This is a genomic window from Viridibacillus arvi (assembly GCF_001274945.1).
Classification (GTDB): Bacteria; Bacillota; Bacilli; order Bacillales_A; family Planococcaceae; genus Viridibacillus; species Viridibacillus arvi.
The window spans coordinates 1,113,215-1,138,294 of record NZ_LILB01000005.1; the positions used below are offsets into that span (position 1 = coordinate 1,113,215).

Sequence of the window (25,080 nt, forward strand, 5' to 3'; positions counted from 1 at the left end):
GTTGGAATATTAGAAAAAAGCTTGTAAAGGCGTGACCATTTCTCAAAATTATAAGACTACAACTCTTTTTAAGTACTTTCAAAAAACAAATTGTTTGTTAATTCATCATTTTAAATTTTTCAGCATATACCCGATAGCCATTTGTAATTGATGGTCATTTTCATTGCTATCCTTATATTCTACCATTTCTTTATGTATTGCTGAAAAGAATGCTTCATTAATAATAGGTTCTTGTGCTAATTTCTTTGTCTTTCTATATAACAGTACTGCTTCAGCTGTTTGGCGATCAAAATAGCCATCTGTTCGTTCTAATTTATAGTCCATTTTCGATAATAATTCTTGTACATATCTTACCTGCTCATTGAAATCCCCTTCTTCAAAGCTTCCCGTTAATGGTGGCAATTCCATATGATATAAATCATCCTGTTCTACATGTAAAGTTGCTTCTATTCCTTTACCGTGAATCCATTTCTTATCTGGTGTAAGCCATTTATGCGTTGATAACTTTAATTCTCCACCATTTAGCAATGGCCAGGTTTCTTGTACTGTGCCTTTTCCAAAACTTTTTACACCTGCTATAGTAGCTCGATCTAATTCTTTTAATGCCCCACTTAAAACTTCACTTGCAGAAGCACTTCCTTCATCTTGAAGTAATACAATCGGTAACGATTTTAATTGTGCCTCAAAATTTAATTTGTTTTTCTTTTCATCGGTTACTAACGGCTCAAGCTCCCCCTTGGCATTTTGCATAAAAGCATATGTAGAGCCTGGTTTTACAATACTTGCTATAACTTGTTCAACACTTCGTAAATAGCCACCTGGATTACTACGCACATCAATAATAAGACCAGAGATTTTTTGTTTCATTAATGAAGACGTATGTTTTTGCCATTCTTCAGCAGTTTTTTCACCAAATAGTGAAATAGATACATATCCGATTAGCTGATCATCAGCTTGTAAAATTTCACTATGCACCGTTTCCATGGAAATCGCTGATCTTGTCATTGAAACCTCAATATGACGGTCTTCTGATGGTCTAAATATAGTCATTTTTACTGTTGTACCCTCTTCTCCTTGAATAAGAGCTAAGAGCTGTGCCATCGATTTACCTTCTAATCGTTCTTTATTTACTTGTACAATTTCATCATAGGGTTTTAATCCTGCTTTTTCTGCTGGAGATGCCTTTACAGGTGAAACAATAATAAATTTGCCATCACTTGCTGTAATTTCTGCCCCAATACCTACACGGGAATCAGACAACGACTCCTTATGCATTCTAGCTTCTTCTTTTGTGTAATAAGTGCTATATGGGTCACCCAATGAACTCGCCATTCCTTTAATTGCTCCTTCGACTAACTGTTCCTCAGAAGTCTCATGCACTGATTCTTTTCTTATTAGTTTAAAAGCTTCATCAATTTTTTCTAGTTTACTCACTTTTGCACTTGAAGGCTCCGTTCCTTGCATTTTTGATACTGCATACAATCCTGTAGCGCCTAGCAATACTATAAAAAAAAGAAAAATCCAACGTTTCCGCATAATGTCTACCCCTTTCATATCCATTCAGTTTATGAATGATTTCTTAGGATTAACACTATTAAAAAGTGGATTTTTCTTTATTAATTTAATGCTTTTACACTTTCGCGCATACTATCTTGATCGACAGGACCAATTACTTTCTTCTGAATGATTCCTTTCGTATCAAGGAAGTAAGTTGTTGGAATCGTGTAAATTTCATATGTTCTCATTTGTTCTCCCTCAGTATCTAATAACACCGGGAAAGTCATCTCATATGTTTTCACAAATTTTTTCACATACTTTACTTTCTCTTGTTGACTCGTTAAGTTCACTGCCACGATTTCAAAATTATCTTCTTTTGCAAATTTCTCGTAATACTTTTGCATATGAGGAATTTCTGCCTTACAAGGTGGACACCAAGTTGCCCAGAAATTTAAAATAACCTTTTTCCCTCGAAAATCAGATAGCTTTACTTTTTTTCCATCTAATGTTTCTAATTCAAAATCTGGTGCCAACTCACCAATAGCTAAGCCACTTTTAACACCTAATGTGTCCTCAACAATTGTTGCTCTCGTATCCACTTTTTGCTCTTCAGCAACTTTTGTTTTCACAAAATTTGTAACAGCAATTCCAATCATCGCTGCAATTATTAGCAACGCAAATATTTTTTTCTTCATGAGGTAGCCTCCATCTGTTTACGACTGTTATCTTTTGAGAAATGGACAAATAACACAAACAAACTAAATATGAAAGTTGCCATTAGTGATTTTTGCCAAAAACCACCGGGCTGTAATAATGCGATAAAAATATGCGATAAGCTAAATAAAATGATGAGTTGCTTCCGCCAAATATCCTGATTGAGACCATTTTTTATCGCTATGAGTAGCCAAATGAAAAAGGCTACAACCGTCAGCCACCTTTGCCAAGCTAGACCTTCATTTTGCAAGGCCATTGCAATTTGATACAAGCTTTGCATTATAATAATAGCCATTGTTAATGTACGTAATTGAGAAGCTGCAAATGCATTCTTTTTAAATTGACGGAATATAGAAATGCAAGTTGCAACTATCGCTATGTAAAAGCCCACCGTCCCACCGTTAAAGAATAGTATAATTAAAGGCTGTTTTATTACCAACGACAAATCTGTGACAATCACACTAAATTTCCAAACTAAAATGAAAAATATAGCATGATCCGCATATACACTTGCTTCTTTTTTTCCATAACGCCACCATAGAATAATTCCTACCAAAGTAAACGCGATAAGAACTGAAACCCATGATGTCGGTAATGTCACTCCGCGTATAGTATACCATTCTGTTACTGGCAAAGTTCACACCTTCTCCCACTAATATACCCTACACCGTATGTTAAAGGGTGTCATTGTAGAATACAAGATTTTTGTTTTACTAATTGATGTCTCGATTGATTTTTACAGCTTAAAGCTCTAATTAAAATCATTTTTATCCCTAAAAAAAGTCGCCTGTAGTCGGTGAATTTACCGATTTCCAGACGACTTCTATTTAACCTGATTAGAATGAAATATAACGACGTGGGTCAACTGCCCCAACCTTTTGTCCTTGCCAAGCTGTTGTATGAAGTTCGAAGTGTAAGTGACTTCCGAATGCTCGACCCGTTTGCCCCATATAACCGATTACTTCACCTTTAGAAACAGATTGTCCAGCACTTGCTTTATAACCACTTAAGTGAGCATAAACAGTTGTAAATGTTTTACCCTCAATTGAGTGAGTGATCATAATTACATTACCGTATGTAGATAGAGGGCTTGCACGGAAAACTACTCCATCAGCTGCGGCTACGATTGGCGTACCTACACTGTTTGCAATATCGATACCGTAATCAATTTCTGGACCTGAACCTATATCACGCCAGCCGAAATTTGATGTAACCCTACCAGTTGTAGGTCTTGTCCAAGTACCACTTGAAACAGTTGGAATATCACCTGATTCTCCAACATTTGAAACATATGCTGATTTAGATTTCGCTTTTGCTTTCGCTGCAGCTTCTTTACGTGCTCGTTCAGCTAGGCGCGCTTGCTCATTTTGAATTTCTTTCTGCACTTTTTTACTTACTTTAATCGCTTCTGAATACTCTTTTTGAAGTGATTTCTTTTGAGATTTCAGTTTTGATTGCTCACGCTCTAAAGCATCTATTAACTTATTTTTACTTGACTTTTGTGAGTCCAAAGATTTCTTAAGGTCTTCTAATCGATCACGATTTTCAATTTGTTTTTTACGTTTTTCTTCAAGTTTCTTCTGTTGCTCTTCTAAGCTTTTTTTATCATCTGCTTGTTCTTGCAAAATTTTACGATCCGCATCTAACAAAGTGTTTACTGCAGAAAAACGGTCAATTAAATCTCCAAAACTACTAGCACCAAATAGAACGTCAACATAATTAATTGAACCGCCACCTTCTTGAATGGCGCGCGCACGTTCTTGCAATAATGCATCACGTTCTGCAATTTTCTTTTCTAAATCTTTGATAGAAGTTTGTAAGTCCTCAATTTCACTAGTTGTTTGAGCAATTGTTGATTTTACAATACTAATTTTCTCATCTGTTTTGATAATCTTCTTATCAAGCTTTTGGATTTGTTTGTTGATTTTCTCTTGCTTTGATTTGTTGTACTTAATCTTACTTGATTTTTCATTTATATTAGAATTCAGTTTCGATTTCTTTTGATCTAATTCTTGCTGTTTAGACTTTAAATCGCTTAGTGATTCAGCATTCGCTATTGGTTGAACAACCAATGATAAAGATACCGTAGCTGTAATGACATATAAAATATTTTTAAACTGCTTTTTCAACTAATAACCCCCTCTTTCCTATTAATATATCTCGATTACTTATACTTTTAAGAATTTGCGTACGGACATGAAACTTCCCCAAACACCGATAAATACACCCATTATTAAAATTAATAAATCAACTTGGATAATAAATGGTGTTACATCTAATAGCTGGAACATTTCACCTTGTAATTTTGGTTGCAATACACTATGTAATTTCACATATGAAATTGTTACAACCGTAATAGGAATGATAGAACCTAATAGGCCTAACCACATACCTTCCAGAATAAACGGAATACGTACAAACCAGTTTGTTGCACCTACTAATTTCATAATCTCTATTTCTTTTCTTCTTGCTACAATTGTGATTTTAATTGTATTTGAGATTAGGAACATTGCTGTAAATAGCAACGCTACGATTAAACCAATACCTACGTTTCGACTAATATTTAAAAAGTTAAATAGCTTTTCAATCTTACCTTTACCGTATAATACCTCATATGTATTATCGAGCTTGTCTATCGCCTCAGCTACTGTTGCAGTTTTCTGCGGGTCACTAGCCTTTACATAGATAACGTTTCGTAACGGATTACTCTGTTTAAATAGACTTAAGTCTTCTCCAAAATCTTTCACAAGATGATTAAGTTCTTCCTCTTTTGTTGAATACTTGAAGGAATCTACACCCGATAATTCTTTAATTTGTTTCTGTAAAGCATCTTCAGCTTTTTGATCCGCTTCTAAATCAATAAGCACCTTAATTTCGACATCATTTTCTAAATCTGTTGCAATTTTATTCAAGTTCATCATTATCATGATAAATACGCCAACTATTAATAGAGTGACCGTTACTGCTGAGACAGAAGCAACTGTCATCCAACTATTACGACCAATCGATTTTATACTTTCACGGAAATGGCGACTTATAGTTCTAGATTTCATAGCCGTAACTACCTCCATTTTCATCACGAACAATCAATCCGCCCTCAATAGCGATAACACGACGTCTTATTGTATTAACAATTTCTTTGTTATGTGTTGCCATAATAATTGTTGTTCCACGTGCATTTATTTCCTCAAAAAGATTCATAATATCCCAAGATGTCTCAGGATCCAAGTTTCCAGTAGGCTCATCAGCAATAACAACTTTCGGCACGTTTACAATCGAGCGCGCAATTGACACACGTTGTTGCTCTCCGCCCGATAATTCATTCGGAAACATTCGAGCTTTATGTTTTAATCCAACTAAATCTAACACTTCCATGACACGTTTACGTATCGTAGCTGGTTGTTCTTCAATAACTTCCAAAGCAAATGCAACATTTTCATAGACATTTAGCATCGGTAATAATTTAAAATCTTGGAAAACCACGCCAATTTGTCGACGGAGATAAGGTATTTCTTTGTTTTTTAATGTCGTCAAATTCATACCGTTTACGATAACATCTCCAGATGTAGCTCGTTCTTCTCGATACATCATTTTGATAAATGTCGACTTTCCAGCACCACTAGGTCCTACAATGTAAGCAAATTCGCCTTGATTAAACTTAATACTTAATCCATTTGCTGCTACTATTCCATTCGGATATTTCTTGTAAACATTCTTCATTTCGATCATTTTTTTACCACCTATTTTCTATAAACCCAACTCTATTATAAAGCTATTATATCATTGAATAGCCAGTCTACTATTACAATTTCATTTCAATTAAATTGAAATTTCAATTCTAGCTTATTACAAAAAAAATTTGCTGTCATAGCGAATTAATCAAAAATTTGTATTAAAAAAGCGAAGGAGATAGAATCTCCTTCGCTAAAAATTATTTTATATTACAGATTATATCGAACAACGACAGATCCTGTTTTAGTTTCACCATCAATCGTTAATGTTGAAACATCTAGTAACTTTTTAGAGAAGCGCACCGATTTTTGTAAAAACTGATCATGCTCATTGCGATATTGAACGTCTGACAATTGAACATCCATCTTACCTAGGTTAGAAGAAACTTCTCCTTCTAGTGACAATGTACTTGGAATATAAAGTTCCACAGCACCTGCAACGGTTTGTGCCTTCATTCTTGTCGCATCAATTGCACGAGTAGTCACTACAACATGACCACTGACAGATTTTGCTTCTATATCTCGAATTGCACCGTCAATATACACTTGGCCATTTAACGTCTCAGCTTCAAGGTCTTCTCCTGCTACATCCTTCACTTTAATAGCACCGTTAGCTGTTTCTAACTCAGCACTCTTAAATGCGAATCTTTCACAATCGATCAGACCATTTTTTGTCTTAACCTTCAGTTTACTGACATCCAAATCAGTTAATACAAAACTACCATTAAACAAGTTCGCTGAAATTGCTTCGTATTTTCTTATCGGTACATATAGAACAATATCAACACGTATTGATTTCAAATCACTAATAATGCGTAGTTTCCCTTGATCGTTCGTGAAGATAAATTTATTGAGAAATTCTTTCTGTATATCTTCACCCGAACGAACCATTGTAGGGCGTACGCGACATTCAGCATGTACAGTTGCATCAACAGAAGGTTTAATATGCAATTGACCATTCGGAATATCAACACTAATATGAGAAAAGTCCGCATTATCTAGATCAAAACGTTGTTCGAATGCGTTTTTTTCACCAAATGAAAAGTCAAAATCCATGTCTTTCACTTTTGAAACAGCAGAATTCATAAAGTCCATAAACTTTGTACTAAATTGCGAGAAATCTTGTTTAATTTCTTCAAAGAATTCTTGCTCTGAACTAGTTTTTTGTTTAGAAGACTGTTGTTTTGGTTCTTCTTTTTTCTCAAAGAAGTCATCATAATTTGTTTGTTTCTGTTCTCTTTCAGGTTGTGATTGCCCTACTTCTTGATTCATTTCAGTTTGGCTGGAACTTGTAGAATTCGCTCCAGTTGATGTGTTTGTAGCTGATTTTTTTTCCAATGCTTCTAGTAGTAATATTGCCTCTTGTGCTGTAATGGTGCCATTTTCAAGCAATGTTAAAATGCGTTTGCGCTCACTTTGCATTTTTCGGCCTCCTTCTACTTATTACTAATATTTACGAAAGTTCATGGAAAAAGTTTCACATACACAGAAAATTTGACTCTACTTATTTGTAGCTGTTGTCAATACTTTATCCATACGTGCTCGATCGCGTTCTATAATCGGCTTCAAATAATGTCCTGTGTAAGATTCCTTCACTTTAATTACCTCTTCAGGTGTTCCAGTTGCAATAATCATACCGCCTTTATCGCCACCTTCTGGACCTAAATCAATTATATGATCCGCTGTTTTAATGACATCTAGATTATGTTCAATTACCAACACAGTATCACCACTTTCAACTAGGCGTTGTAATACTTTTAATAATCGAGCGATATCTTCTGCATGCAAACCAGTTGTCGGTTCGTCCAATATATAAATGGACTTACCATTTGAGCGTTTATGCAACTCAGACGCTAATTTTACTCGCTGCGCTTCCCCACCTGATAATGTTGTAGCAGGCTGGCCAAGTTCCATATATCCTAAACCGACATCAACTATCGTTTGTAACTTGCGTGATATTTTAGGAATGTTTGTGAAAAATTCCACTGCATCTTCTACGGTCATTTTCAAAACATCGGCGATACTCTTATCTTTATATTTTACTTCTAATGTTTCACGATTATAACGCTTTCCATGACATACTTCACATGGCACATAAACATCAGGCAAGAAATGCATTTCAATTTTAATAATTCCATCACCACGACAAGCCTCACAACGTCCACCTTTAACATTAAAACTAAAGCGACCCTTTTTATAGCCACGTACTTTTGCCTCATTCGTTGTTGCAAATACATCACGAATGTCATCAAAGACACCTGTATATGTCGCAGGGTTTGAACGCGGTGTACGGCCGATTGGCGATTGGTCGATATCAATTACCTTCTCAAGCTGTTCGATACCTGTAATTTCTTTCACTTCACCTGGTTTCACCTTTGAACGGTTCAGTTTTTGCGCTAACGATTTATATAGAATTTCATTAATTAACGTACTTTTCCCTGATCCTGAAACTCCAGTTACAGCTATAAATAAACCAAGTGGAATATCTGCTTTAACATTTTTTAAATTATTTTCTTTAGCACCTTTAATCGTAATGAAACGTCCATCTGGCTTACGACGTTCTGATGGGAGTGGAATGAATTTTTTGCCACTTAAATATTGCCCTGTCAATGAATTTTTGTTTTTCATAACTTGAGCAGGTGTTCCAGCAGCGACGATTTCTCCACCATGTACACCAGCTCCTGGACCAACATCAATTAAATAATCAGCCGCAAGCATTGTGTCCTCATCATGCTCGACTACAATCAATGTGTTACCGATATCACGCATGTTTTTTAGTGTATCAATCAAACGGTCATTATCCCGTTGATGCAAGCCAATGGATGGCTCATCAAGAATATACAGAACACCGGTTAAACGAGAGCCAATTTGAGTTGCTAAGCGAATACGCTGCGCTTCCCCACCTGATAATGTTCCCGCAGCTCGATTTAATGTTAAATAATCAAGTCCAACATTAATGAGGAATCCTAGACGTTCAAGTATTTCGCGTAAAATCAATCGGGCAATTTGCATATCTTTCTCTGAAAGCGATAGCGTCGAGAAGAAGTCGTATGCAACCTTAATAGAATAATCCGTCACTTCTCCAATATGTTTGCTATCAATTTTAACCGCCAATGTCTCAGGTTTTAAGCGGTACCCTTTACAAGATGGGCAATGTTGCTGTGCCATATACTTTTCCATTTGCTCGCGGATATAATCAGAAGTTGTTTCACGAAAGCGTCTTTCAATATTACGTAGAACACCTTCAAAAACAATATCTTGGTCACGAACATTTCCGAAGTCATTCTCATAATGGAAATGGATTTTGTCCGTACCTGAACCGTTTAAAATTTTATCCATTTTATCTTTCGGTATGTCTTCAACTGGCATATCCATATCGATGTCGTAATGATCACAAACTGCTTTTAATAGTTGAGGATAATATTGCGAGCTCGTTGGTTCCCAAGGTGCAATTGCACCATCATTTAATGTGCGACTCCACTCAGGTATTACAAGCGTTGGATCAACTTCTAATTTTGTTCCTAAGCCATCACATTTTGTACAAGCACCAAAAGGACTGTTGAAGGAGAACATTCTCGGTTCCAACTCACCAATTGAAAAACCACAGATTGGACAAGCGTGATGTTCACTGAATAGTAGCTCCTCATGTTCCATTACATCAACCATTACACGGCCTTCTGCCAATCTAAGTGCTGTCTCAAGAGAATCACTTAAACGAGCTTCCACGCCTTCTTTTAACACAACACGGTCAATGACCACTTCAATACTATGCTTTTTATTTTTGTCTAATTCAATATTATCATCTAAATCACGCAACTCTCCGTCAACTCGAACGCGGACATATCCTTGCTTTTTCAAGTCTTCAAGAAGTTTCACATGTGTCCCTTTACGCCCTGAAACCATTGGAGCCAACAATTGCATTTTCGTACGTTCAGGATATTGCACAAGACGATCAACCATTTGTTCCACAGTCTGTGACGTAATTTCTATGCCGTGATTTGGACAAATTGGTTTGCCCACACGCGCATATAACAAGCGTAAATAGTCATATATTTCTGTGACTGTTCCAACCGTTGAACGTGGATTGCGACTTGTTGTTTTTTGGTCAATAGAAATAGCTGGTGAGAGACCTTCGATAGCATCTACATCTGGTTTGTCCATTTGCCCTAGAAATTGGCGAGCATATGCAGATAAGGACTCCACATAACGTCTTTGACCTTCTGCATAGATTGTATCGAATGCTAGAGATGATTTTCCAGAACCCGATAATCCAGTTATAACAACTAGCTGATCTCGCGGAATTTTAACATCTACATTTTTTAAATTATTTGCACGTGCACCTTGAACGATAATTTCTTGGTTTTTCAATTCCTTCATCCTTCCGCTTTCAGTTCCAGGATTGTATCACGAAGCTCTGCAGCACGTTCGAAGTCGAGCGCTTTTGCTGCATCCTTCATTTCTTTTTCTAATGAAAGTAAAAGTGTTTCTCTTTCTTGCTTTGTTAGCTTTTTACCCTTCAATACTTTCGTTACATATGTTTCTGGTTCTTCCGCTGCCTGTGTTGCCCGAATTACATCGCGAATTTCCTTCTGAATGGTTCTTGGCGTAATCCCATGCTCTTCATTGTAGGCAGCTTGAATTGTACGACGACGATTTGTTTCGTCGATTGCTTTTGTCATCGAATCCGTCATACGATCTGCATACATAATAACGTGACCGTTCGAATTACGCGCTGCACGTCCAATTGTTTGGATGAGCGAACGCTCTGAACGTAGGAATCCTTCCTTATCTGCATCCAGTATGGCAACTAAAGATACTTCTGGAATATCGATACCTTCACGTAGTAAGTTAATACCGATTAATACGTCGTATACTCCCATCCGTAATTCACGAATGATTTCTATTCGCTCTAATGTTTTCACTTCTGAGTGTAAGTACTGTACTTTAATCCCAATTTCTTTTAAATAATCCGTTAAATCTTCTGACATTTTTTTTGTTAATGTTGTAATTAATACACGCTCATTTTTTTCAGTCCGTAAATTGATTTCATGGATTAAGTCATCGATTTGACCTTCAATTGGTCGTACTTCAATCTCAGGATCAAGAAGACCAGTTGGACGAATAATTTGCTCTACCATATCAGGTGTATGTTCCAATTCATAAGGACCTGGTGTAGCAGAAACAAAAATCGCGTTATGAACATGTTTCTCAAATTCTTCAAATTTTAACGGTCTATTATCAAGTGCTGATGGTAAACGGAATCCATGATCAACTAAAACACCTTTGCGCGCTTGGTCACCGTTATACATTCCACGTATTTGTGGTAATGTAACATGGCTTTCATCTACCACTAGCAAAAAGTCTTCTGGGAAGTAATCTAATAATGTGTAAGGTGTTGCACCTGCTGGTCTTAGCGTTAAATGGCGAGAATAGTTCTCTACGCCTGAACAGAAGCCCACTTCGCTCATCATTTCTAAATCATAATTTGTTCTTTGTTCTAAGCGTTGTGCCTCTAGTAATTTATCTTCCTCACGAAGTTTCTCTAGTTGTTCCTTCAATTCATCTTTAATATTCTCAATGGCTTTGACCATTTTTTCTTCTCGCGTAACGAAGTGGGATGCTGGGAAGATAGCGACATGTTCACGTTCGCCGATAATTTCTCCTGTTAACGCATCTACTTCCCGAATACGCTCTACTTCATCACCGAAAAATTCTACACGTAAGCATCTCTCATCTCGAGATACTGGGAAAATTTCGACAACATCACCGCGTACTCTAAATGTTCCGCGGGTGAAATTAATATCATTACGTTCATACTGAATATCTACAAGTTTACGTAACAATTGATTCCTTTCGATTTCCATCCCTGTTCGGATGGATAACACCATTTCTCGATATTCTTCTGGTGAACCAAGACCATAAATGCAAGAAACAGATGCTATGACGATGACATCTTCTCTTTCAAATAATGAAGATGTTGCCGAATGTCGTAGCTTATCAATTTCATCATTAATACTAGAGTCCTTCTCGATATATGTATCGGTTTGTGGTACATAAGCTTCTGGCTGATAGTAGTCATAATAACTGACGAAATATTCTACTGCATTATTTGGAAAGAATTCTTTAAATTCACTATATAATTGACCCGCGAGTGTCTTATTATGCGCAATAACAAGAGTCGGCTTTTTGACTTCTTTTATTACATTGGAAATTGTAAATGTTTTACCTGTACCAGTTGCTCCTAGTAAGGTTTGGTGTTGTTTACCTTGACGAACACCTTCTACAAGCTCTACTATTGCAGCTGGCTGATCGCCATTTGGCTTGTATGGTGAATGTAAATCAAATGCCTGAACCATAGCCACGTCCTCCTTGTTACTAATTACATATATTTTACCATAGCAAATTGGAATTATCGAGCGATAAGCGAACATATGTTTTTTAAACTAGTTTCGTTGTTTTGCCAATTATTGTACTCCCAAGGCATTTGTTATTTAGAATTTATTCACTTCTTTTACTATCATTAATTTCAAATTAAAAACAAGATTCTATCTGTGCTCATGTTACTTTTTATTTTCCCAATATTTTTATCAAAAAAAAACCGTTCCCATTTAGGAACGATTTTTTTATACTGTAAATTCTCTATGTATAAGTTCGAAACTTATACGAGTATTTCTATTATCATTAATCGTTTAACAATGCTTATCCGGCAGTCGTTTGCAATTTCTCTAATTCTTTTACGTATTTATTAAAGGCGGCTTCATTTCTTTCATCTAGGGCTGAGTCAATGCAAGCTAATAGATACTCTTCCGTTTGTGCACGATGTACATGGTTTAAGAACAAATCTAAATAGATCGTATCTAATAATTTTTCAGCATTATTCGTGTTGTCAGTTCGTCCAAGAGCTTTTAGAAAATCGGTATAGGAATAATATTTATCCAACGATCTCACCTCGAATGCCTTTTTTCTATTATAAGAAATTTCAGAAAAATAAGCAATCTTAATTTATAGCAAAGGTAATATATAGGGAATTTTAATTATATATTCCATTTTATCATTGCACTTTATACCAATTATAGTTAAAATGATAGTGAAATTATACTAATTTCGATTATTTTCGAAGGGAGGAACAAGTATTGGATGAAAAACTGACAAAATTATCTAATTTTACATTGTCTTTTAGTACATTTGCCCTTATGCCAGTTTTTGAGGGTAATCATATTTACACAAGAGTAGTTGAAAAGGAGAGAGAATTTCTTGTAGATGCAAGGCCATCTCGAGTAATACATAAATCTTGCTCTGACTATGGTACTTCTTTTAAGCTTGCTACTAACAAGTCAAAAGAATATCTTGGCGCACGCCATAAACTACCGATTGTTGTTGCATATGATTATGGTACACCTTGTATTTTCATGCCCACTTTATCGCCTAGTTCGCATTATAATGTGTGGTTTGCTATGCATGCAATTGAGTTTTTTGAAGATGCTGGTCCATCAAAAAGTCTTGTGTCTTTTAAAAATGGACAGGATGTCGAAGTAGACGTATCAGTTATCACAATGAGAACTCAACTAGCAATGGCATACTTTTTACAACAACGTTTTGAGATTAAACGTCCTTCTCTTTTTTAAATTGAACTCGTGTTAAATAAATTGACAACAATTCTTCTACTCGGTTACGTAATCGAATATTAGAATACCGACGATGTTCTTCATTATCATTGTAAATAAAAATGTATTCCGAAAATAACTCATCACGATTTCCTCGCATAATTTTAAGCCGGTTTTTTTGCAAATATTGATGAGCTGCATGTAATTCACTTTGCACCTGTTTCATCGCTTCATGCACTAAATCGATATATGGCCGCTTCAATTTGAATGTTCCTTGTTCAAATGCTTTACAGTCTCTTTCGAAAATGGATAGTACCATTGGTAAGTAAATAACTGTTTCAAGCACTACAAGAGCTTCATTTGGGATACGCGACATGCTTCCACCTCCAAAATAGGAACATTTGTTCTTACTTTGTATTTTACTACGTTTATAAGAAATTGCAAGTAGGAAGTATACCCTTTTTACATGCAAAAAAGCCATTCAACGAATTACTCCGTCGAATGGCTTTTCATAGTTAAATTAAAGTTTAGATCGTAAGTAAGCATTGATAAATTGATCAATGTCACCATCCATAACATTTTGCACGTTTCCTGTTTCAGCACTTGTGCGGTGGTCTTTTACCATTGAGTATGGGTGGAATACGTATGAACGAATTTGACTACCCCAGCCAATTTCTTTTTGTTCTCCACGAATTTCATCCAATTCCGCTTGTTGTTCATCAATTTTCAATTGATACAACTTCGCTTTTAACATACCCATTGCTTTTTCACGGTTTTTAATTTGTGAACGTTCAGCCTGACATTGAACAACCGTACCTGTTGGTGTGTGTGTAATACGAACAGCGGAGTCAGTAGTGTTAATATGCTGACCACCTGCACCAGTTGCACGATACGTATCAATTTTCAAGTCTTCTGTGCGAATATCAATTTCAATTTCGTCGTTGAATTCTGGCATCACGTCACATGATACGAATGAAGTATGACGACGACCTGATGAATCGAAAGGTGAAATACGTACAAGTCGGTGAACACCTTTTTCAGCTTTTAAATAGCCATATGCATTATGCCCTTTGATAGCCAATGTAACCGACTTAATGCCGGCCTCATCGCCTGGTAAATAATCCATTGTTTCAACTTTAAAGCCTCGTTTTTCAGCCCAACGTGTATACATACGTAATAACATCGAACCCCAATCTTGTGACTCGGTACCACCAGCGCCCGGGTGAAGTTCCAAGATTGCGTTGTTCTTATCATACGGTTCACTTAATAATAACTGTAGTTCGAATTCTTTTAAACGTGCTACGAATTCTTTTAACTCCCCAGCTAAATCTTCTTGTAATTCTTCATCAGGTTCTTCACGTAATAATTCTAATGTCATTTCTAAGTTTTCTTGTGTATCTTCTAATTCTTTATATTCATTCACAACTTCTTTTAAGCCTTTTGACTCGTTAATAACATTTTGTGCTTGTTGTTGATTGTTCCAGAATTCTGGTTCAAGCATTAATTCGTCAAATTCTTGTATTCGTGCCTCTTTGTTTTCTAAGTCAAAGAGACCCCCTGAAGTCCGCTAATTTCTTAGCTGAATTGTCTAACTCGTTACGCACGTCTGCTAATTCAAACATTTTTTGTATTCCTCCAAATTTGGTTTGATTATTTCACAATAATCTTTGCCTAAATGATTACCCCTTAGGACGGCATAAAACATGAGAGGATAAAATCCCCCCATGTTTTATTAATTGCCACCTATTCATTTAATCATACAATTAGGCTTTATTATACTGCACCATGGCAGTTTTTATATTTTTTACCGCTACCACATGGACATAAATCATTACGACCAATGTTTGCATCTTTGCTGCGGACTGGTTTTTTCTTCACTTTTTCGCCGTCTTCTTTAGGGTTAACAGCTTGGCCTTTCGCCACTTCTTCACGTTCTAGATTGCTGCGGATTTCGGCTTTCATCGCATATTTTGCAACATCTACGCGGATTGCTTCAACCATAGCATCGAACATTTCGAAACCTTCTTGTTGGTATTCGCGAAGTGGATCAGTTTGACCGTATGCACGTAAATGGATACCTTGACGTAATTGGTCCATAGCATCGATATGATCGATCCATTTAGAGTCAATTGCACGAAGTAAAATTACTTTCTCAAACTCACGCATACGCTCTGGTGAAAGTTCTGCTTCTTTTTCATCATAATGCGCTTTAATTTCTTTGCGAATTTCATCTAGGATATCATCAACAGATTTACCTTGTAAATCTTCAACAGTAATAACCCCTTCAGGTAATAAATTCGCTGCAACGAAGTCTTCAATTGCTTTTAAGTTCCAATCAGTTGCCGAATCTGATGCAGTATAAGCATTTACTGTGTTCACTAACACTTCATCAATCATCGTTTCAACTAAATCACGCATATTATCTGTTTCAAGTACTTCGTAACGTTCTTTGTAGATAATTTCACGTTGTTGACGCATAACATCATCATATTGTAATAAACGCTTACGAGAGTCGAAGTTGTTACCTTCAACACGTTTTTGCGCTGATTCTACAGCACGAGATACCATACTAGATTGAATTGGTTGAGAATCATCCATGCCTAATTTAGTCATCATATTCTTCATATTATCAGAACCGAAACGACGCATTAATTCATCTTCAAGAGAAAGATAGAACTGAGTCACACCAGGGTCACCTTGACGACCAGCACGACCACGTAATTGATTATCAATACGACGAGACTCATGACGTTCAGTACCAATTACTGCTAAACCACCGATATCTAATACGCCATCTGCTAATTTAATATCTGTACCACGACCAGCCATGTTTGTTGCAATTGTAACTGATCCTTTTGAACCTGCTTCAGCAATAATTTCAGCTTCACGTTCATGGTTTTTTGCATTTAATACTTCATGAGGAATGCCACGTTTTGTTAGTAAATTCGAAATCAATTCAGATGTTTCAATAGCAACTGTACCTACTAGAACTGGTTGTTTATTTCTATGGCGTTCAGCAATATCATCTGCTACAGCTTCAAACTTGCCTTTCATAGAAGCATAAATTAAATCTGGACGGTCATCACGAGCAATCGGTTTATTTGTTGGAATTGTCACAACTTGCATATTGTAAATGTTGCGGAATTCCTCTTCCTCTGTTTTCGCTGTACCTGTCATACCAGATAACTTTTCATACATACGGAAGTAGTTTTGGAACGTAATTGTTGCCATTGTCATGGATTCATTTTGAATCTCAAGACCTTCCTTCGCCTCAATCGCTTGGTGAAGACCATCGCTATAACGGCGGCCATCCATTAAACGACCAGTGAACGAATCAACGATCACAATTTCCCCATCTTGAACGACATAGTCTACATCAAGATGCATTGAAGCGTGTGCTTTTAACGATTGGTTAATAGCATGGTTTAAACCTACATGTGTTAAATCAAAAAGGTTGTCGATATTGAATGCACTTTCAGCTTTTTCAATACCTTTCTCGGTTAACGTAACACCTTTTGTTTGTTCTTCATACGTATAATCTTCTTCAATTTTTAAAGTACGTACAAATGCATTTGATTGTTTATATAGTTGAGCTGATTTTCCAGCTTGTCCAGAAATGATCAAAGGCGTACGCGCTTCATCAATTAAGATGGAGTCAATTTCATCAATTACAGCATAGTAAAGTGGACGTTGCACGCGCTCTTCTTTATAAAGAACCATGTTGTCGCGTAAGTAATCGAACCCTAACTCATTGTTTGTACTATAAGTAATATCACAATTATATGCTTCTCGTTTTTCATCTTTAGACAAACTGTTTAAGTTCAAACCTACAGTTAAACCAAGGAATTCATATAATTTACCCATTTCTGCAGCATCACGACTTGCCAGGTATTCGTTGACTGTAATTACATGAACACCTTTACCAGTGATTGCATTTAAATACACAGGTAAAGTAGAAGTTAACGTTTTACCTTCACCCGTTTTCATCTCGGCGATATTACCTTCATGAAGAGTAGCGCCCCCCATAAGCTGTACGCGGAATGGGAACATACCTAAAACACGGCGAGCTCCTTCACGAACAACAGCAAATGCCTCAGGACGAAGCGAATCTAAATCTTCACCATTTGCATAGCGTTCTTTAAATTCTTCTGTTTTTGCTTTCAGTTCTTCATCAGATAATTTCTCTATTTGTCCAGCAAACGCTTCAACAGCATCTGCAACTTTTGATAAGTGTTTAATTTCACGTTTATTAAAATCGAAAACTTTATTTAATATGCCAAGCATTTATCTTCACATCCCATATAGTCTCAAAGCTCATTTTAACACTGATTTGATACTTAGTGCAAATGAACCCTAGTTATTTTACAATTGAATTTCTCCATATTTTTCATCTACAAATGTGAAAAGTCCTTCTTGTGTTATAGGTCTACTATAAAAATAGCCTTGTATCTTGTCCACTTGTAGCATATTTAACATCTGCATTTGTTTCTCTGTTTCGACACCTTCCGCCACAACTTTCAGTCCTAAACTATGCGCCATTTCAATAATATAATGCACCATTGTTGCCATTTTAGGATCTTCATCCATTTCTTGAATAAATGATCGATCTAGCTTTACTCTGTCAATTGGCAAACGACGTAAATAATTTAGTGACGAATAACCTGTCCCAAAATCATCTAAAGCAAGAGCAATTCCTAATTTTTTTAACGCTGTAAGTTTTTCAATAGTTTCCTCTAAACGATCGATGACAACCGATTCTGTAATTTCTAGCTCAATTAAAGAAGGATCAATATTGTATTTTGCAATTGCAGTTTTTACTTGCTCTACAAAATTCCGTTCTCTTAGTTGCACCGAACTAACATTTAAACCAATACGATGTAATCTTGGATAATGCTGTTTTAACGTCTTCGCCATCTTAATACCTTCATCAATGACCCACGCACCAATTGAACGTATATGGCCAGAACTCTCCGCTAAAGGGATGAATTCATCAGGTGGCACTATTCCCCATTCTGGATGATTCCAGCGTATTAAGGCCTCAGCGCTCGCCATATACCCTAAAGAAACATTTAACTGCGGTTGAAAAAATAACTCAAATTCATTATTTTCAAGTGCGGTCCGTAACCCCGCCTCTAAACGCATCTTTTTTTCAAAACTTTCCTGCATCTCACCTTGGAAAAATTCAATCCGGTTCCGACCTTGTTTCTTCGCTTCATAGAGAGCTGTATCTGCCTTCGCTAATAACCCTGCTCTTGATTTGCTATCTCTCGGATATATGGCAACACCTATAGATGCAGTAACGTATATATCATGACCATTCAAATGGAATGGTTCATTGAATAGTAGCAGTATTTCATTTAGATTTTGTTGACTAGCTTCACAATTTGCTTTAAGTAATAAAATAAATTCGTCACCGCCGAAGCGACCTAGATAACTACTTTTACTTAGCCTCGTTTGAACTCGTTTCCCAACTTGAATTAATAACTCATCACCATAAGCATGACCATGCGTATCATTTACATCTTTGAAATTATCAACATCAATAAAAGCGACAGTCATTTCTTCATTTTGCAAGCGACAATGACGAATTCCGACATCTATTCGACGCTCAATGGAAGAGCGATTTGGTAGTTTAGTTAGCATATCAAAGCTTGCTTGAAAATTCAAAATTTCCATCTGCTTATGTATTTGTTTACCCAAATGTTCCGCTGCATCCGCTATTCTTCCTACTTCATCTCGGCGTTGAATTTTGAATTTTTTTGTATAGTCTCCTTTTTCAATTTGCTTTAACTGGTCAACTACGGAATTAAAATCTTTCATTGAATAAGTCATCACGGTCTTAATGACAAAAAGTAAAAAAAGAATAGCGACCAACCAGAAAAAAACAATTCTCTTTTGGAAATCTTTTAAAGGGGCTAAAACTTTCTCTTCAGGAACATAAACACCCATCTTCCAATCACTATTACTCACTTTACGTAATTCGACATAATACTTCCCTTTATCAATAGAGACCGGTGTGCTTATGTTCAATGAAATATGCTCTTTTTTTAATAATGGCCACATTTGATTCTCGTCGAATAATACTTGCCAATCTGAAGAGAAGAGAAGGATATTTTGACCCGTAATACCACCTGCTTTAGCGGTAGGTAAAATATTATTTAGAGCCATATCAATGGCTATATAGCCTAATCTCTTACCATTTGTGGTAACTGGATAAATTACGCTGATTGTACGCGTTTTCGTATGTTCATCTTGATAGGGTTTTGAATTAATAACTCCTTCATTTTTTTTAGCTATTGTTAACCAAGGACGATTTTTTATACCAATCATATCCTCAGCCAATAATCCTGAATTTCCTATCATAAATTCTCCATCAGCATCAGTAATCCACATTAGATCAATATAACTACTCTTACTTTTAGCGTCATCTAATAATTTCTGTACAGAATTATTTGAGTCATTAAAATTCACATTGTCACGTGTATACGCTTTTTGTAAGTACGTTACTACTTCATCCTTTTCACCAATACGCTCGGCAATCAACCTTTTCTGAAATAACTCATTTGAAAATTGCTTCTCAATACTTTGTATTTCCAGTGAAAGCTCCTTTTCCAATTGTTGTAATTGTATTTTCTTTGTATTCGAATATGTATAAGTTGCAGTAAGTATAAAAAAAGAAAGTACGACGATTAACATAGGTACCAAAACTTTCCAAGTAAAGCTTATTTCATTCAACCAAAACTTTTTAACCACTAACACACCTCTCCTAATAATACATAAGAACTAATCTATAACTATTTTATTACATGGAAAAAATATTGCAATACAAATATCTAATTGGAAAATTAAAGTAATTTTCAATTTATACAGTTTTACTAAATTCATTTTTTGACGTAAAAAAACACCCCTCCTGATAAAGGAAGGGTGTAATGTTTATTGGTTAGTTAGTTTCAATTAAGCCGTATTTCCCGTCGCTACGTTTATAGACTATGTTCGTACCATCTGTTTCTGCATCTGTAAAGATGAAGAAGTCATGACCAAGTAGGTTCATTTGAAGAACAGCTTCCTCATGATCCATTGGTTTTAACGAGAATTGTTTAGTACGCACAATTGTTAATTCGTCCTCTTCTTCAGTGACAGCTGCTGCAGTAGGTGACTGAGTAGCAAAGTAATAACCTACACCTTCACGCTCACGGAATTTTCGGTTCACTTTTGTTTTGTGCTTACGAATTTGTCGCTCAAGTTTGTTTATAATTAAATCAATCCCTGCATACAAATCTGCATTGCGCTCTTCAGCACGTAATGTTAGGTTTTTCATAGGAATAGTTACTTCAACTTTAGTTTGCTTATCATTGTAAAGCTTCAAGTTAACGTTAGCTGTTGCTTCGAAATCTTCGTTGAAATAACGCTCCATTTTTTGAATCTTGTTTTCAACGTACTCTCGAATTGCTGGAGTCACCTCAATGTTTTCACCACGAATGTTAAATGTTAGCATGTAAACTCCTCCTTTATTTCAACCATGTCTTACTAATTCTACATTTCCCTAAAAACTCCTTCTTAAACCGTAAAAAACTTTTAAAAAATTTAGGGATTCTGCAGAATTTTGTCGAAATATTGAACACTCAATTATCAGAAGACGTTTTATTAGTAAGTACTTCAGTGCGTCGTCTCGCTTTGAGTTCTGAAATAATCATCTCTTCAACCGCTTCATCTTCTTCTAAATCAATGCCATATACATACGAGCCATTACCTGATTTTTTCCATTTCACTTCACCTATTGTACGTATAGGCTTCGAAAAAAGAACAAATATTAACTCCATTCGAATTAAATAATTCTCCGCAGGCAAATTTAAAGGTGTTGATAACCTCAAGCCACTTGGGCTCATTTCTAAAATCAAACAGTCAACTTTACTCGATAATTTACCCTGTTCTTTGCCATCCATACACAAACGAAATTCAGCTTTCACAGGCTCTTGAAGAATATGGCGAAACGACTCCAAGCGATTATATTTCATCAGAACTCACCTTCTCTTTTTATGTAATTTCATTATAAATAAATTATTTATATTAGTAATGCATAGGTATAAGTGATTATAAAACCCTCCTCATTTGGTGAGGAGGGTTGAAGTTATTTTTTACGGTCATAATACATGCCATCCATCGTACGTACAGATGCATATGGATTTGTGTACTTTTGCTCCGAAGTTTTAGTTGTTTGGAGTTGCTGCATATCAGCTTTAATCAAGTTTTTAACTTTCAAAAGACGTTCTTGAATTCCTTTATCCAATTCAATAAGGTTCTTTAAAAGTGGATGATTATTCAATGCATCCGGTTCGTTAACCTGCAAATCATCTATGATGGCTCCACGAGCATCCAATAGGGTATCTATCTTCTCGATAAAAGCATCACGGTCTTTATCATCTGGTAAATTAGTTAAGTGTGAATAAAGCTGTTCAGAGGCAATCAATAATTGCTGTACGTTACCCATCAAATCTGATCACCTGTGAATTGTTGTTGACGATTTAAACGTATAACTTCTTTCCATGTATCACGGAATTCTACAACATAGCCCTCAACCTCATCAATGATTGCTACATCATTTTTGATATTCGCTTCTACTAAACGACGATTCATATATTCATATAAATTCAACATTTGTTTTGAAATCTCAATATCCATGTTCAACGTCGACATTAATTCAGAGATAATTGCTTGTGCTTTTAATAGATTCGTATTCTTCAATTCTACATCTTTAGTCTCAATTGCAAGTTTACCTTTATGTAAAAACTTAATACATCCATTATAAAGCATTAATGTAAGCTCACCAGGGGATGCCGTCGTCACACTATTTTGTTTATAGGCTTGATGCGCTGATTGTGCTGCCAAAATCATACAACTCCTTCAAAATGTTTACTACTATTATACCAGTTATTGTCCGCCAAATTGGGCGAAAATTGACGATTGTGAATTTGCTTTGTTGATTGCTGTCTCCATTGCAGAGAATTGCTTCCAATAGCGTGTTTCTACGTCTTTTAGGCGCGCTGTAAGAGCAGTGATACGGTCTTCAAAACTGATTAAGCTTTTACCAATTGTGTATTGGCTGTCAGTCATTGTAGCACGTCCCGCTTTTTTCTCAATGTTTTTCGTGAAATCCTCCATTGAGTCACGTAAGCGTTTTACAATACCACGTGTATCTCCGTCAGCATCTGTTTTACTACCAGTTTGTGTTAATGTTTTAACAACGCGATCCGGGTCTTCCTCTAATGCCTTACGTAATTTTGTTTCGTTAATTACTAGCTTTCCTCCGTCACTTATTGTACTTGAAGTCGTAATCCCCATTTCAAACATTGTGTCGATAACTTTATCGCCAAGACCATTAACTTGGCTATAAATAGCATTACGCATGTCACCTAAACCACTACGTAAAATTGAATCGCCTCGTAAAAGTCCACTCATAGCCTTTTCATCCCAAAGCTTTTGTTCACTTTCGGTCATGTCTTTCCTTTGTTCAGTAGTTAATGGTGCATAAGCACGATATTTTGTTTCTTTTAATTGATCATTTATTCCTGAGATTAACTCGTTGTATTTAGAGACGAACTCTTTTATTTTGTCTACCATTGAATCGATGTCTTTGTCTGCTGAAACAGAAATTGCAGATTCACTACCGTATAGTATATTACCCGTACCATCAACTGTAGCATTATAAGTTTCGTTTAAGGTCACTGAATAACCAGAAATTGTAACTGTATTTGATTTACTTGTCATCTTTAAACCATTTACCATATATTCAGAATCAGTTCCGTCTGCAATCGTTTTACCATCGTTACCTGTACTAAATCCTAACTTTTTAAGTACCCCCTCGTTAGCATCTTTTTCAGTCGGAATTTCTTCATCAGTTTTTTCAGATTTTATACGGATTGCTGCCCCATCTATTCCCTGTCCAGTAGAGTTAGCTGTGATGGACATTTTCCCGTCCTCTGTTACAAGAGCTGTTAATCCTGCACCATTTAACTTTTTCATAAATGATTCAATTGTATCTGATTCGTTATATGAAACAGTTGAAGAAGTCATTTTCCCATTACTACCAATTACTTCTAATTCTAATTTACCGTTAGTTATCCCTAACTCTCCTAGAAGAGATTTATCTGTTAAAGTTCCTTTACTACCACCAGTAGCATACTTTAACTCTGTTGAAGCAACTTTATTCCCTACATCAAAACCAAGTTTTTCTAATGCTTCCTTAGTATTGTCATCTGTAACACTAATCTCACTTTTGCCAAAAGAAAACTTTCCATCCTTCAGGGATAATTTAAAATCACTGCCTAATTTATTCATTAAATCTTGAACTGTTGTAATTGTATCTGGATCTGAATTATCAGGACCAACAGTTAATGACTTAGTAGTATCTCCTACTTTAAAAGTCAAAGTTCCATTAATCCCTAAAGAAGCAAGGTCTGCAGTATTAGCTATATCTATTTTTTTTGAACCACCAACATCAAAAGTATCGCTAAATGATACGCCTAAATTCTTTAATTGATTTTTTGTATTTGCATCATCCACTACTACGTTTGAATTTCCAAACGTTAATTTACCGCCTGATACCTTTAAAACCCCGGATCCTAATGTAGTTTGCAAATCTGAAAGTGTTGTGCCTTCATTTAATACTAGTGTTTTTTCTTCACCATTAACCTTAATTTTCAATTCTCCAGAAGTTGCCACACCAAAATCCGACAATTTATCTTCACTACTGAGCGCATTTTTAGATAGAGTAGCAGTAGTTGTAACTTTCGAAGTTGCTGCAGTTGCCAATTTCCCTATCCCTTGAATATTTAAAGTACCACTAGCACCTGAACCTGCAGATACAGAAATAGCCTTACTATTTGATACATTAACTTTGTTTTTCACAAAATTGCTTGATAATAAAAAATTATCAAATAAATAATCACTAAATGTTTTCATTTTTGTATTTATACCGCGATAAGCATCACGTTGCCACTCATATGTTGTTTTCTTTTGATTTAATTTGTCTAGTGGTACACGTTCTGCTGTCATTAACTTTTCTACTAATGCATCAATATTCATTCCTGATGCTAATCCACCTACACGATTTACCATTTATATTTCCTCCTAGTAATCTTTTTTATATTGTTTCATCTACTACCATTCCTAAATATTTTTGCATTGTGTAATAGGCATCTAACAATTTTTTCGGTGGGATTTCACGTACCACCTCATCTGTTTTAGCGTCTACTACTTGGACAAAATAGCGATTTAGCCCATCATGTAACACAAATTTAGAACTTTTGTTGTGAAACTCCATAAATTCATTAAGGGCATTTACTGCTCTTTCTAACGTTTCTTTAGTTGGTTGTTCTTCTTGTTGTGAATGCTGTTGTACTTTTATCATTTTCTCCATGTCTTTTCCTTCGACAGCGGATGCCTTAGCTTGTGGTACAACAGTAGTAGTTGAATTCTCCATGGCTGTTTGTGACGATATTCGCATTTAACTCAATCCTCCTACGTGCACAATATTT

Annotated in this window: 21 protein-coding genes; 1 reads left to right on the forward strand and 20 read right to left on the reverse strand. The window is 35.8% G+C overall.

The features are described 5' to 3' along the window. Positions 1-105 precede the first annotated feature (105 nt). The 10 genes from AMD00_RS14660 to AMD00_RS14705 all read right to left on the reverse strand — a co-directional run bounded on the left by AMD00_RS14660 (position 106) and on the right by AMD00_RS14705 (position 12,890). Positions 106-1,536 (reverse strand): S41 family peptidase, encoded by a 1,431-nt coding sequence (locus AMD00_RS14660; protein ID WP_053417747.1) that lies wholly within the window; start codon positions 1,534-1,536, stop codon positions 106-108. An 80-nt stretch (positions 1,537-1,616) separates the two neighbouring features. Continuing rightward, complete coding sequence (locus tag AMD00_RS14665) at positions 1,617-2,192, reverse strand: peroxiredoxin family protein (protein WP_053417748.1); 576 nt, start codon at positions 2,190-2,192, stop codon at positions 1,617-1,619. After that, the gene (locus AMD00_RS14670; protein WP_053417749.1) at positions 2,189-2,845 is read right to left on the reverse strand and encodes a hypothetical protein; all 657 of its coding nucleotides are present in this window, start codon (positions 2,843-2,845) and stop codon (positions 2,189-2,191) included. The genes AMD00_RS14665 and AMD00_RS14670 overlap by 4 nt, the downstream gene beginning before the upstream one ends. Positions 2,846-3,047: 202 nt before the next feature. Next, a complete protein-coding gene (locus AMD00_RS14675; protein ID WP_053417750.1) occupies positions 3,048-4,340 on the reverse strand; it encodes a murein hydrolase activator EnvC family protein in 1,293 nt (430 codons plus the stop codon). A gap of 39 nt (positions 4,341-4,379) precedes the next feature. Further along, positions 4,380-5,264, reverse strand: coding sequence for a permease-like cell division protein FtsX (gene ftsX / locus AMD00_RS14680; protein WP_053417751.1), 885 nt, complete (start codon positions 5,262-5,264; stop codon positions 4,380-4,382). Continuing rightward, positions 5,254-5,940 carry a cell division ATP-binding protein FtsE gene (ftsE, locus tag AMD00_RS14685; protein ID WP_038179675.1) on the reverse strand — a complete coding sequence of 229 codons (687 nt, stop codon included), beginning with the start codon at positions 5,938-5,940 and terminating at the stop codon, positions 5,254-5,256. Before ftsE ends, ftsX begins: the two co-directional genes overlap by 11 nt. 212 nt (positions 5,941-6,152) lie before the next feature. Further along, positions 6,153-7,364 (reverse strand): DUF4097 family beta strand repeat-containing protein, encoded by a 1,212-nt coding sequence (locus tag AMD00_RS14690; RefSeq protein WP_053417752.1) that lies wholly within the window; start codon positions 7,362-7,364, stop codon positions 6,153-6,155. Between the two features lie 78 nt (positions 7,365-7,442). Beyond that, positions 7,443-10,310, reverse strand: a complete 2,868-nt coding sequence (gene uvrA, locus AMD00_RS14695; RefSeq protein ID WP_053418313.1) for an excinuclease ABC subunit UvrA — start codon at positions 10,308-10,310, stop codon at positions 7,443-7,445. A 5-nt stretch (positions 10,311-10,315) separates the two neighbouring features. Beyond that, positions 10,316-12,298 (reverse strand): excinuclease ABC subunit UvrB, encoded by a 1,983-nt coding sequence (uvrB, locus tag AMD00_RS14700; RefSeq protein ID WP_053417753.1) that lies wholly within the window; start codon positions 12,296-12,298, stop codon positions 10,316-10,318. Positions 12,299-12,641: 343 nt separating this feature from the next. Continuing rightward, positions 12,642-12,890, reverse strand: a complete 249-nt coding sequence (locus AMD00_RS14705) for an IDEAL domain-containing protein (protein WP_390391801.1) — start codon at positions 12,888-12,890, stop codon at positions 12,642-12,644. Between the two features lie 185 nt (positions 12,891-13,075). On the opposite strand from AMD00_RS14705, the gene AMD00_RS14710 reads away from it, so the two are divergent. Further along, positions 13,076-13,567, forward strand: coding sequence for a competence protein ComK (locus AMD00_RS14710; protein WP_053417755.1), 492 nt, complete (start codon positions 13,076-13,078; stop codon positions 13,565-13,567). Here AMD00_RS14710 and AMD00_RS14715 read toward each other — a convergent pair. The 10 genes from AMD00_RS14715 to AMD00_RS14760 all read right to left on the reverse strand — a co-directional run bounded on the left by AMD00_RS14715 (position 13,545) and on the right by AMD00_RS14760 (position 25,049). Beyond that, positions 13,545-13,922: a hypothetical protein gene (locus tag AMD00_RS14715; RefSeq protein WP_053417756.1), complete on the reverse strand. Its 378-nt coding sequence runs from the start codon at positions 13,920-13,922 to the stop codon at positions 13,545-13,547. The genes AMD00_RS14710 and AMD00_RS14715 overlap by 23 nt on opposite strands. A 144-nt stretch (positions 13,923-14,066) precedes the next feature. Further along, positions 14,067-15,168, reverse strand: a protein-coding gene (gene prfB, locus AMD00_RS14720) for a peptide chain release factor 2 (protein ID WP_157059256.1) whose coding sequence is annotated in 2 segments (ribosomal slippage) — positions 14,067-15,092 and positions 15,094-15,168 — 1,101 coding nt in all. Because the reading frame shifts where the segments join, the coding sequence is not laid out codon by codon here. Between the two features lie 151 nt (positions 15,169-15,319). Next, entirely contained in the window at positions 15,320-17,830 is a 2,511-nt protein-coding gene (secA, locus tag AMD00_RS14725) for a preprotein translocase subunit SecA (RefSeq protein WP_053417758.1), read from the reverse strand. Between the two features lie 78 nt (positions 17,831-17,908). Further along, the gene (locus AMD00_RS14730; protein WP_053417759.1) at positions 17,909-20,299 is read right to left on the reverse strand and encodes an EAL domain-containing protein; all 2,391 of its coding nucleotides are present in this window, start codon (positions 20,297-20,299) and stop codon (positions 17,909-17,911) included. Positions 20,300-20,486: 187 nt separating this feature from the next. Then, positions 20,487-21,041 carry a ribosome hibernation-promoting factor, HPF/YfiA family gene (hpf, locus tag AMD00_RS14735; RefSeq protein WP_053417760.1) on the reverse strand — a complete coding sequence of 185 codons (555 nt, stop codon included), beginning with the start codon at positions 21,039-21,041 and terminating at the stop codon, positions 20,487-20,489. A 127-nt stretch (positions 21,042-21,168) separates the two neighbouring features. After that, positions 21,169-21,561 carry a PilZ domain-containing protein gene (locus AMD00_RS14740; protein ID WP_053417761.1) on the reverse strand — a complete coding sequence of 131 codons (393 nt, stop codon included), beginning with the start codon at positions 21,559-21,561 and terminating at the stop codon, positions 21,169-21,171. Positions 21,562-21,674: 113 nt separating this feature from the next. Continuing rightward, positions 21,675-22,034 (reverse strand): flagellar protein FliT, encoded by a 360-nt coding sequence (locus tag AMD00_RS14745; protein WP_053417762.1) that lies wholly within the window; start codon positions 22,032-22,034, stop codon positions 21,675-21,677. Beyond that, on the reverse strand, positions 22,034-22,438 hold the full coding sequence (gene fliS / locus AMD00_RS14750) for a flagellar export chaperone FliS (protein WP_053417763.1): 405 nt from the start codon (positions 22,436-22,438) through the stop codon (positions 22,034-22,036). The genes AMD00_RS14745 and fliS overlap by 1 nt, the downstream gene beginning before the upstream one ends. 36 nt (positions 22,439-22,474) lie before the next feature. Further along, positions 22,475-24,661, reverse strand: coding sequence for a flagellar filament capping protein FliD (gene fliD / locus AMD00_RS14755; RefSeq protein ID WP_053417764.1), 2,187 nt, complete (start codon positions 24,659-24,661; stop codon positions 22,475-22,477). 25 nt (positions 24,662-24,686) lie between these two features. Continuing rightward, entirely contained in the window at positions 24,687-25,049 is a 363-nt protein-coding gene (locus AMD00_RS14760) for a flagellar protein FlaG (protein ID WP_083446239.1), read from the reverse strand. Positions 25,050-25,080: the final 31 nt, after the last annotated feature.